The organism is Chryseobacterium capnotolerans, assembly GCF_021278965.1.
In the GTDB taxonomy this organism is placed as follows: domain Bacteria; phylum Bacteroidota; class Bacteroidia; order Flavobacteriales; family Weeksellaceae; genus Chryseobacterium; species Chryseobacterium capnotolerans.
Genome location: NZ_CP065589.1, coordinates 2,818,053 through 2,830,365 on the forward strand (window position 1 = coordinate 2,818,053; position 12,313 = coordinate 2,830,365).

General features: G+C 37.4%; 8 protein-coding genes and 1 pseudogene. All 9 read left to right on the forward strand.

Annotation, left to right across the window (positions count from 1 at the left end; all coding sequences use genetic code 11):
* The first annotated feature begins 52 nt into the window (after positions 1-52).
* Positions 53-1,633 carry an MFS transporter gene (locus H5J24_RS13500; protein ID WP_068942747.1) on the forward strand — a complete coding sequence of 527 codons (1,581 nt, stop codon included), beginning with the start codon at positions 53-55 and terminating at the stop codon, positions 1,631-1,633.
* A gap of 43 nt (positions 1,634-1,676) precedes the next feature.
* Positions 1,677-1,904 (forward strand): DUF6814 family protein, encoded by a 228-nt coding sequence (locus H5J24_RS13505; protein ID WP_068942746.1) that lies wholly within the window; start codon positions 1,677-1,679, stop codon positions 1,902-1,904.
* Positions 1,905-1,973: 69 nt separating this feature from the next.
* Positions 1,974-2,168 (forward strand): hypothetical protein, encoded by a 195-nt coding sequence (locus tag H5J24_RS13510; protein ID WP_068942745.1) that lies wholly within the window; start codon positions 1,974-1,976, stop codon positions 2,166-2,168.
* Entirely contained in the window at positions 2,161-4,863 is a 2,703-nt protein-coding gene (locus tag H5J24_RS13515; RefSeq protein ID WP_068942744.1) for an ATP-binding protein, read from the forward strand. Before H5J24_RS13510 ends, H5J24_RS13515 begins: the two co-directional genes overlap by 8 nt.
* A 9-nt stretch (positions 4,864-4,872) precedes the next feature.
* The gene (locus H5J24_RS13520) at positions 4,873-5,232 is read left to right on the forward strand and encodes a response regulator transcription factor (RefSeq protein WP_068942743.1); all 360 of its coding nucleotides are present in this window, start codon (positions 4,873-4,875) and stop codon (positions 5,230-5,232) included.
* Positions 5,233-5,340: 108 nt separating this feature from the next.
* Positions 5,341-7,226 (forward strand): annotated as a pseudogene (locus H5J24_RS13525) (AMP-binding protein).
* Positions 7,227-7,283: 57 nt separating this feature from the next.
* Positions 7,284-9,191: an acetate--CoA ligase gene (gene acs / locus H5J24_RS13530; RefSeq protein ID WP_068942741.1), complete on the forward strand. Its 1,908-nt coding sequence runs from the start codon at positions 7,284-7,286 to the stop codon at positions 9,189-9,191.
* A gap of 439 nt (positions 9,192-9,630) precedes the next feature.
* Complete coding sequence (locus H5J24_RS13535) at positions 9,631-9,996, forward strand: hypothetical protein (protein ID WP_068942740.1); 366 nt, start codon at positions 9,631-9,633, stop codon at positions 9,994-9,996.
* A 109-nt stretch (positions 9,997-10,105) separates the two neighbouring features.
* On the forward strand, positions 10,106-12,310 hold the full coding sequence (locus H5J24_RS13540; protein ID WP_068942739.1) for a RelA/SpoT family protein: 2,205 nt from the start codon (positions 10,106-10,108) through the stop codon (positions 12,308-12,310).
* The last annotated feature ends 3 nt before the right edge of the window (positions 12,311-12,313 follow it).

Genomic DNA, 12,313 nt, shown 5'->3' on the forward strand with positions numbered 1-12,313 from the left:
GAATAAAACGCCTCATTATTCCATTTTCCATTAACATCAAAAACTAATCAATATGAGCGACAATCATCACGAAAGCTACGAAAATATGACCGACAGGCAGAAGAACCGCACCATTTGGAGCGTGATCACAGCCTCATCTCTCGGAACATTGATAGAATGGTACGACTTCTACATTTTTGGAAGCCTGGCCATCGTTTTGGCCACTAAATTTTTCCCGGCGGACAATCCTACAGCCGCGTTTTTATCTACTTTAGCTACTTTTGCAGCAGGATTTGTGGTAAGACCTTTTGGAGCTTTATTCTTCGGAAGATTAGGTGATATTATCGGAAGAAAATACACCTTCCTTGTCACGTTACTCATCATGGGATTCTCCACTTTCCTTATCGGATGCATCCCGAGTTATGAAACCATCGGGTTCCTTGCTCCGGTTTTGGTTTTAATCCTGAGATTATTACAGGGTCTTGCTCTTGGAGGTGAATACGGAGGCGCGGCAACCTATGTGGCCGAATACGCACAACCTCATCGAAGAGGCTATTGGACTTCCTGGATTCAAACCACTGCCACAGCAGGACTTTTCATTTCACTGATCGTTATTTTAATTACCAAAAGCACACTTTCTCCTGAAGAATTTGATGGCTGGGGCTGGAGAGTTCCTTTCTGGATCTCAATTCTAATGGTAGGAGTTTCTTATATCATCAGAAAAAACATGAAGGAATCTCCTCTTTTTGCAAAAGCGAAAAGTGAAGGAAAAACATCTAAAAATCCTTTAAAAGAGAGCTTTGGTAATAAATTCAACTTTAAATTCGTTCTTCTTGCCCTTTTTGGAGCTGCCATGGGACAAGGGGTAATCTGGTACACAGGACAGTTCTACGCCATGAGCTTCATGCAGAAAGTAATGAACATTGATTCTACTCAGGTAGATTATTTAATGGCTACCGCCCTATTCTTAGGAACTCCTTTCTTTGTATTTTTCGGCTGGTTATCAGATAAAATAGGAAGAAAAGCGGTGATGATGACAGGAATGCTGGTGGCTATTTTAGCTTACAGACCTATTTACGACAGTATGTTCAAAAGCGTCAGTCTTGAAAATAAAACTGTAGCCTCCAGCGGAATCACAGAAAAAAGAACCGCTAAAATCCACAATGATATCGCTACAGACAGCCTTGTAACCTTCCATAAAGAAACACTTTTCACAGATGGAACATTAATCAAAAAAGACAGTATTGTTCACTGGTCACCGACTGGCCCGGTAATGAAAGACGGCAAAGCTGAAGAAGCTAAAGTTTCACAATCTGTAAAAGTAAGTGACAGTACAAAATGGTATCTGGTCTTCCTAGTATTCATTCAGGTTATATTCGTGACGATGGTTTACGGACCTATTGCAGCATTCCTTGTTGAAATGTTCCCGGTGAGAATCCGCTATACATCGATGTCTTTACCTTACCATATCGGAAATGGTGTATTTGGAGGGCTTCTTCCTGCAGTGGCTACTTATCTTGTAACTACGGGAAAAGAAGCCGGCCATGCCACATGGTATCTTGAAGGATTATGGTATCCGATTGGAGTCGCAGCAGTCTGTCTGATTATCGGATTAATTTATCTTAAAAATAAGAACAATAATCTTCACGATTAGGCACTGAATCACTCAAATTTTTATTAATTTTAAAACTACTAAAATGAACGGACTAAAAAAAATATTAGGCATACTCTGGATCGCCATTGCAGTGATCGTGGGATATTTTGGAATTACGGTAATGGGAATTCCAAAGATTACCTCAGGAAAACAGGAAGATCTGGTTTTCGGAATCATCATTATGTTTGTGCTGATGCCGATTATCTCAGGCGGAATGGCGGTTTTTGGCTATTATGCTTTAACAGGAGAATATTCTGACGACAAAATATAGTTAATAAGAGATGAATGATAATTGATGAATGATTAATGTTCATCAATTATCTTTTATCCATCATTATTTATGAAAAAGAGACACGAACAAAAACTGGTTATTCTGAGCATCGGACTAATGATCGCTTTCAGCATCCCTATTTCACTTCTTTTCAACAGTGAAAAGGTTGTTTTCGGTTATCCTATGATCCTGATTTACCTGTTTGCTGTCTGGATGGTCTCCATCATAGTTTCCTTTGTAATTGTAAAAAAATACAATGAATAGTTTCGCATTATTTTCTGTGGTTATGTTTTATCTGGCCCTTCTGTTCTTAGTTGCCCATCTGGCAGAGAAGAAAAGAAGCAAGTTCTGGATCAATAACCCTTACATTTATGCATTGTCTTTGGCCGTATATTGTACTGCATGGACTTACTATGGAAGCATTGGAGTAGCTGCTACAAGCGGCCTTAACTATCTACCGATTTACATTGGTCCTGCCATGATTATTCCTGCCTGGATCTACATCAACACAAGGATTGTAAGAATTGCCAGGGTTAATAAAATAAGCAGTCTTGCAGATTTTATCTCATTACGCTATGGAAACAGCAGAAGCCTGAGTGCTATTATCACCATTGTCTGCCTTTTTGCTATTGTCCCCTATATCGGGCTGCAGATCAAAGCCATATCCGAAACCTTTCATCTGGTAACAGAAACGCCGATGTCAAAAAATATACTGACTGATAATGCGACATTTGTTGTCGTTTTAATCGCTTTATTTTCTTCGTATTATGGAACCCGATATGTAGATGCTTCAGAAAAGCGACTGGGAATTATTTCAGCCATTGCTCTGGAGAGTTTTTTAAAATTATTTTTTATCATTATTCTAGGCTTTTTTGTAATCTATTATGTCTTCGATGGATTTACAGATATCTACCAGAAAGCCTGTCTTTTTAAAGATTTTAAAGAAAAAAACACATTCAATGGTATTGAAGGGGCGATGAACTGGATGGTTTTATGCATGATCTCAGCAACCGCCATCTGCATATTACCCCGACAGTTTCACACGGCAATCGTTGAAAACAGACAGGAAAAGCACATCAGAACTGCCATCTGGTTTTTTCCGCTTTATTTATTGATTTTCACCGTATTTATTTTCCCGATTGCCTGGGGCGGAAGGTTAATATTTGAGGGTGAGAAAGTAAATCCTGAGTTTTACTCTATTTTAATTCCACAGCATTTTGGCAATACTTTAATCACAGTTTTGGTTTTCCTTGGTGGATTAAGCTCATGCATTTCCATGATTATTATTTCTGCCATCACTTTATCCATCATGCTTTCTAATAACCTTATTATCCCTTATGGATTGCTTGGGAAATTGAAATCTGAAAATGAAGAACAAAATACAAGAAGCATCACCAATATCAGAAAGTTCAGCATTTTTGCTCTGATTATTATGGCTTTTGTTTTTTACAAATATTTTATTTTAAAAACTTCACTGGATTCTGTAGGATTGATTTCATTTGTAATTATTGCACAATTAGCCCCGGCATTTTTTGGAGCCATATTCTGGAGAAGAGGAAGTTACAAAGGAGCCGTAATTGGCCTTACTGCCGGATTAGCGATCTGTTATTTCGGGCTTATTATTCCGCAGTATTACTTCTCCTACAACCAGGAATTCAAAGGGGTTTTAAGAGACATGTATAATTCTTTCAACTTCTTCACCATTCCTTATCTGGCAAGAATTCCTCAAATCTTTTTCTGGTCAATCTTGGTGAATACAGGCCTATTTACTATTATTTCGGTAAGCACCAAAGGAAATTATCGTGAAAGAAATTTTGCTGAACTCTACGTAGACATCGACAAATACATTCAGAATCATGAAAATGCTTTCATCTGGAGAGGAACTGCCTATATTTCTGATATTCAAAATATCCTGGAAAGATTTTTGGGCAAAAATAAAACTGAACAGGCTTTAAGGATTTTTAATTTAAAATATAATATTGACTCTAAAACAGAAACTGCAGATTCTAGATTTATCAAATTTTCCGAAAACCTTCTCGCAGGAAGAATAGGAACAGCTTCAGCTAAAATTCTAATTGAAGGCGTTACCAAAGAGGATAAAATATCTTTGAAAGAAGTTTTGAATATCCTTGAAGAATCTAAAGAAAACATCAGTTTAAACAAAAAGCTTACGGAACAATCTGAAGAATTACAGAAGCTTTCAGATGACCTCAGAACCGCTAATGAAAGCCTGATTGTGAAAGACCGTCAAAAAGATGACTTCCTGGATTCTGTTGCTCATGAGTTGAGAACTCCAATTACGGCGATCCGTTCAGCTGGGGAAATTCTGGCTGATGATGATGACATTCCTTTTGAAATCAAACAAGAGTTTCTAAATAATATCATTACAGAGTCTGACCGATTAAGCGAAATTATCAATGACATTCTTTATCTCGACAAGCTTCAACATGGAGAGATCTCATTAAGCATCCTACAAAACAACATTCTTGAAACCTATAAAAAAGCATTAAACCCTCTCCTCCATCTGATACACCAGAAAAATATCCATTTAAGCGAGGTGAATCTTCTGAATCGGGTTATATTTGAGTATGATGAAGCCAGAATGATTCAATTGCTTCAAAACATATGGGGAAATGCCTTAAAATTTACGGATGAACAGGGAACGATACAAACTAAACTATTTGAAAGGGAAAATCAATTGATCATTACCATTTTCAATACGGGGAAACACATCCCGGAAGAGGATCTGGAAATGATTTTTGACAAGTTTTATCAATCCAAAAATCAAAACATTTTAAAACCTACAGGAAGCGGACTTGGCCTTGCCATTTCAAAGAAAATAATACAAGCTCACAACGGAAGTATAAAAGCTGAAAACAGCGGCCTTGGGGTAACTTTTACGATCAGCCTTCCTGACAGCATAATAAACGAGATTAAAAATGAAGTTGAACACCTTTAAAAAGCCATTATGAAAAAGATAATCATTGCAGATGACGAACACAAAATATTAATGTCGCTGGAATACAGCTTTAAAAAGAACGGTTATGATGTCTACATTGCCAGAGACGGAACAGAAGTTCTGGAATTTCTCAAAACAATGGTTCCGGATGTAATTCTTCTCGATATCATGATGCCTAATCTTGACGGCTACAGTACATTGGATATTATTAAGCAGGATGAAAACCTGAAGAATACAAAAGTCATCTTTCTAAGTGCAAAAAACAATCCGAGAGATATTGAAAAAGGCCTTGAAATGGGAGCTGATGCCTACATCACAAAACCCTACTCTATTAAAAAACTGATGCAGCAGATTGAAGAAATGTTTTAATAACTTAACCATTAAACTTGATTGAGAAATTAAGAACAGCAAGAGATTGCTTCGCCTTCGGCTCGCAATAGCAGGAGCAAAATAAAAAAACACTAATACGACATTACTATGAATGCAGATACTCTATTTAAACAAAGTATAGAAGACAAAGAAAAGTTCTGGAAAGAGCAGGCTTCAGCCATACAATGGTTTGAATTCCCGCAACAGATTCTTTCAAAAGATACCAACGATTATCCACAATGGTTTGCTGACGGAAAACTGAACATGTGTTATTTGTGCATTGACAAACATATTGAAGACGGTTTCGGAGATCAGAATGCTATTGTTTATGATTCTCCGGTAACAGGTCAGAAGAAAATCTACACCTTTAATCAGGCCAAAGAAGAAATATCAAAATTGGCAGGCGGATTGGCTTCTTTAGGGTTAAAAAAGGAGATACAGCGGTTATTTACATGCCTATGATTCCGCAAACTCTTTTTGCGATGCTTGCCTGTGCAAGAATTGGGGTGATTCACAATGTCGTTTTTGGAGGTTTTGCCCCTCATGAGCTGGTGGTAAGAATTGATGACTGTAAACCTAAGGTTTTAATCACAGCCACTGCAGGAATAGAAATAGCTAAAAGAATCCCTTATCTCCCACTGGTAGAAAAAGCCATTGAATTGGCACAGGATAAAGTAGATAATATTATTGTTTACAACAGAAAATTAGTAGATAATCAGGATGAAATGTTTGATGGCCTTATAGATTATGAAGAATTGGTTCAAAAATCTGCTCCTGTTGATTGTGTTCCTGTAGAATCTACTCATCCACTTTATCTGCTCTATACTTCCGGAACCACAGGAAAACCTAAAGGGATTGTACGTGATACCGGCGGTTATGCTACAGCATTAAAATTTTCCATGAAATATATGTATGGTGTTGAACCAGGCGAAACGTATTGGGCAGCCTCCGATTTCGGTTGGGCCGTTGGTCATAGTTACTCCGTTTATGGACCTCTGCTCAACAGAAACACTACCATTGTTTTCGAAGGAAAACCTATTATGACTCCTGATGCAGGAACCTTCTGGAGAATTATCTCAGAATACAAAGTTTCAGTGATGTTTACAGCCCCTACCGCTATCAGAGCAATTAAAAAAGAAGATCCCAATGGCGAGTTGGTAAAAAAATACGATCTGTCACACTTCAGGAAACAATTCCTTGCCGGTGAACGATGTGATGTAGCCACTTTGGATTGGTTTGCAGAACATATTGGTGTTCCAGCCATCGATCATTGGTGGCAGACAGAATCCGGATGGCCAATGCTTGGATTATTAACTTTTGACGAAAATTATAAAATCAAAAGAGCTTCTGCAGGAAAACCAATTCCAGGGTATGATATCAAAATTTTTGATGAAAACGGATTAGAATTAGATCCGCATCATGAAGGCTATCTCGTTATAAAGCTCCCACTTCCACCAGGCGCTATGCTAGGGATCTGGAAAGATTATGACCGATTCGAAAACAGCTATTTATCACAATACAAAGGATACTATTTTTCTGGAGACGGAGCCATACAGGATGAGGACGGTTATATTTTCATTACCGGGAGAGTGGATGACGTTATCAACGTTGCCGGACACAGACTTTCCACCTCCGAAATGGAAGAGATCGTTTCTTCACATCCTGATGTTGCAGAGTGTGCTGTAGTAGGAATTGATGATGACTTAAAAGGCCAGGTTCCTTTCGCGACAGTTGTTTTAAAAAATGGCACTACCATTACCGAAGAAAATATTGAAAAGGATATTATCCTGATGGTTCGTGAAAAGATTGGCGCTGTAGCTTTTTTAAAAAACGCAATGGTTGTCAAAAGATTACCCAAAACACGATCCGGAAAAATCTTAAGAAAGCTCATCAGAACGTTGCTGGACGGCAAAGATTTTCAGATTCCATCAACGATTGATGACGAGAAAATCATTGAGGAAATCCAGGAAAAGATCAGTGAATATAGGGCTTAAGCGAAAAATTAAACATATATTTAAAATACAATTCAAATTTCAAAAAACGAAAGGGATATGAGAAATTACTTAATAGAAGATTTACCACAATACTTTGAAGATTATAAAAAATCTATCAAAAACCCAAAGAAATTCTGGGACAAGGTAGCTGATCAGAACTTTGTGTGGTATCAGAGATGGAGCAAGGTGGTTAAGTACGATATGAATGAAGCTAAAATCGAATGGTTCAAAAATGCCAAACTTAATATTACTAAAAACTGTCTGGACAGACATCTTGCCATAAGAGGAGACAAAACAGCAATCATCTGGGAACCGAATGATCCCAAAGAGGAAGCTCAGCATATTTCCTACAACGAATTGTACACTCGTGTCAATAAGACTGCCAATATTTTAAAAGAAATGGGTATTGAAAAAGGTGACAGAGTATGTATTTACCTTCCAATGATTCCGGAATTAGCTGTTACCATGCTGGCTTGCGCTAAGCTGGGAGCCGTACATTCTGTTATTTTTGCAGGATTCTCTGCCTCCGCCGTATCTTCAAGAGTGAATGATTGTGAAGCTAAGATGGTCATCACTTCAGATGGAAGCTACAGAGGAAATAAAGTTCTGGACCTGAAAAGTATTGTGGATGAAGCTTTAGAAAAAACACCAACTGTTGAAAAAGTCCTTGTCGTAAAGAGAACTCACAATGAGATCAAAATGAAAGAAGGAAGAGATTTTTGGCTGGCAGACTTATATGAAAAGGCTTCTCCTGACTTTGTAACAGTTATTATGGATTCTGAGGATCCACTTTTCATTCTTTACACTTCGGGTTCTACAGGAAAACCAAAGGGAATGCTTCACACCTCCGCCGGATATATGGTGTATACTGCCTATACTTTTAAAAACGTGTTTAATTATAAAGAAAACGATATTTATTGGTGTACCGCAGATATCGGCTGGATCACCGGTCACTCTTATATTCTTTACGGACCATTATTGAATGGAGCCACTACAGTCATTTTCGAAGGAGTTCCCACTTATCCTGAGCCGGATCGTTTTTGGGAAGTCATTGAAAAACATAAGATCACCCAATTCTATACCGCTCCTACTGCTATTCGTTCTCTAGCTAAAGAAAGTACAGAATGGGTGGATAAGCATGATTTGAGTTCATTAAAAGTCATCGGATCTGTAGGAGAACCTATTAATGATGAAGCATGGCATTGGTTTAATGATCATGTAGGAAAGAAAAAATGTCCGATTGTTGACACCTGGTGGCAGACAGAAACCGGAGGAATCATGATTTCACCGCTTCCTTTTGTGACTCCTACCAAGCCTACCTATGCTACTCTTCCTCTACCGGGAATTCAACCCGTTTTGATGGATGATAAACGCAATGAAATTACAGGGAATCAGGTAACCGGAAACCTATGCATCCGTTTTCCATGGCCGGGAATCGCAAGAACCATCTGGGGTGACCATCAAAGATATAAAGAAACCTATTTCACAGCTTTCCCTGGAAAATATTTTACAGGAGACGGCGCTTTGAGAGACGAAGTAGGTTATTACAGAATCACAGGCCGCGTGGATGATGTGATCATTGTTTCCGGACATAATCTGGGAACCGCACCTATTGAAGACAGCATCAACCAACATCCTGCCGTTGCCGAATCTGCTATTGTAGGTTACCCGCATGACATCAAAGGAAATGCATTATACGGTTATGTGATGCTTAAAGAATCCGGAGAGGGCCGTGATAAGGAAAACCTTAAGAAAGAAATCAATCAGTTGATTTCCGATCAGATCGGACCTATCGCTAAACTGGACAAGATACAGTTTGTTTCTGGTCTTCCAAAGACACGTTCCGGTAAAATCATGCGTAGAATCCTTAGAAAAATTGCAGAGGGAGATTTCAGCAACTTCGGAGACATCAGTACCCTATTGAATCCGGAAATTGTAGAAGAAATTAAAAACGAAAGAATTTAATTGAATTTCAAATAGTACAATAAAGAGATCATTTCTATATGAAGTGGTCTCTTTTTCTTTGGAAGAAGCAGTTTTTTTATTTGTCACATATTGCACATTACAGAGTTCGGAATATAATTCATTATATATTTAATCTGTGTCATCTGCTAAATCTACGTGAGAAATAAATTAATCTCCATAAGAAAATTAGAGTTAAATAATAGGAAAAAACTCATAAAGTGCCACACCAGAGTAATTGCTGAAATTCTTATCATTTCGGATGAACCACTTAAAATTTATATATTTTTTAAAAATCAAACACTTGTTCAATAGATATTCTCAAATATTTTAACACTACTATATAGATAAAACATTATTATGTGAATTTTATTGACTTTATATTAAAAAAAATGAAAAATTATTATTACCTTTAAGTACAAACTTTTAAAACCCATTAATTATGTCAAATATATTAGCTGGGCTATTTGAGCACCATAGCGATTACAAGAAGCTTGAGAGTGATCTGGAAAATTCAGGAATTCCTAATTCTGATTACATCATATACCTTAGCAACGATACAAGCAACACCCAATATCTGGCAAGTGTGGCGGTAAAGGATAGTATCCAGACGGAGAATGTCCGGAGCATTTTCACTCAAAATGCAGTCATAAAAACTTATATATTCGAAAATATGAGCATCGATCAGGCCAATTATGATACTATTAAAAAGTACATTGATGCCAGAAACAGGGCAGAAATTCATAACAGCCCGGACATCAGAATTAAAACCTCAACCGAGGGTATCAATTCAGAAGTAAAATCTTAATCGGCATAAAACCTAATAACCGGAAATCCGTAGTGCGTACTACGGATTTTTTATGTTTGAAAAAAGTAAAAATTTTCGTATTTTCGTCTAAATATAGGCATCTGCACAAATGAGTTACGATTTAGAACAAGAGAATAAAGAGATCCTTGCAAGATATAAGGATCTGATTTCTAACACATACAGAACGCTGGATGAGGAAAACAACAAGCTCATCCGGAAAGCATTCGATATTGCATTGGATGCTCATAAGGATCAAAGGAGAAAATCCGGAGAGCCTTACATCTACCACCCTATCGCTGTAGCCAAAATTGTAGCGACAGAAATCGGTTTGGGAGCAACTTCCATTGCTTGTGCATTGCTGCATGATGTGATTGAAGATTCGGATTATACTTACGAAGATTTGAAAAAAATCTTTGGGGAGAAAATTGCCAGTATTGTGAATGGATTGACTAAAATATCCATCATGAACCATCAGAATATCTCCGTACAATCAGAAAACTACAGAAAATTACTGTTGACTCTGTCTGAAGATTTCAGGGTTATCCTGATCAAAATTGCGGACCGTCTTCACAATATGCGAACCCTGGAAAGCATGGCTCCGGACAAACAGAAAAAAATCGCATCAGAAACGGTGTATATCTATGCGCCGATGGCCCACCGTCTTGGTTTGTATAATATAAAATCTGAGCTGGAAGATCTTTCTTTAAAATACAATAATCCTGAGGTTTATAATGAAATCACGGAGAAATTAGAGCTGGCAAAGGAAAGCCGTGAGCGCTATATTGAGGAATTTAAAACCGAAGTTTCAGAGCGATTGAAAGAAGAAGGATTAAATTTTACCATCAAAGGCCGTGCAAAAGCAATTTCTTCCATTTACAGGAAAATGCTGAAGCAGGGAGTTTCCTTTGAAGAGGTTTTTGATAACTATGCGATCAGAATTATCTATAAATCGGATGCTAAAAATGAAAAATTCTTAGCCTGGAAGATTTATTCTATCGTTACAGATGTTTATCACAGTAATCCTTCGAGAATGCGTGACTGGATTACCCAACCCCGCTCTACAGGATATGAAAGTTTACACTTAACTGTTCTTGGTCCTGATAAAAAATGGATTGAAGTTCAGATCCGTTCAGAACGAATGGATGAAATTGCCGAAAAAGGAGTTGCAGCGCATTATAAATACAAAGAAGGCTATAAGCAAAGTTCTGATGACCGTAATTTTGAAAAATGGGTTACGGAGATTCGCGAAGTGCTTGAACAGCAGCAAAACCTCTCTACTTCTGAACTTTTAGATAATATCAAACTGAACCTTTATTCAAAAGAGGTATTTGTATTTACACCAAAAGGAGAAATTAAAATCCTACCAACTAATGCTACTGCCCTGGATTTTGCCTTTTCGGTTCACTCAGATCTGGGAATGAAATGTCTGGGAGCTAAAATCAATGGAAAACTGGTTCCGATTTCTTATGTTCTTCAAAATGGTGATCAGGTAGATATTCTGTCTTCTCAGAATCAGAAACCTAAATCTGATTGGCTGGAATTTGTAGTCACTTCAAAAGCTAAATCAAAGATTAAAAGTTACCTGAATTCCCAGAAAAATCAGCTGGTGGAAGATGGAAAAGAAATTTTACAAAGAAAACTTCGTCATGCAAAGATCAATTTCAATGATGAAGAGATCAATAAATTACAAAAGTTCTTTAACTTAAAATCATCACAGGAACTTTTCCTTAAATTCCAAACCAATGAATTGGATGCAAGCAGCTTAAGGAAATATATTGAAAGTAAGAATGTATTCAACAATCTCCTTTCCAGATTCAGAAAATCACCATCCAAAAACACTCATTATGAGGAGCCTAAAGAGCAAAACCTTGATATGATTGTCTTTGGAAAAGATGAAGAAAGACTGAATTATACTTATGCAAAATGCTGTACGGTAATTCCTGGAGACAAAATCTTTGGATTTATTACTATTTCCGATGGAATCAAAGTACACAGTGACAACTGTCCGAATGCGATCAACCTTAGAGCCCAGTATGATTATCGTGTTATTCCTGCCAAATGGGTAAATGAGGAAAGCTTTAAAAACCGAGTAAAAATTGAGATCGAAGGTCTAGACAGAATGGGAATGATCAATGATATTACGACGGTCATCAGTGGAAGTATGGGAATGGATATGAAAAGTATGTCTATTGAATCCAACAATGGCGTATTTACAGGAAACATCAATCTTGAAGTCAAGAATAAGGGGCAATTGGAGGAAACCTTCAAGAAGCTCAAGAATATTAATGGAGTCTCCAGAGTGAGACGACTATAATCA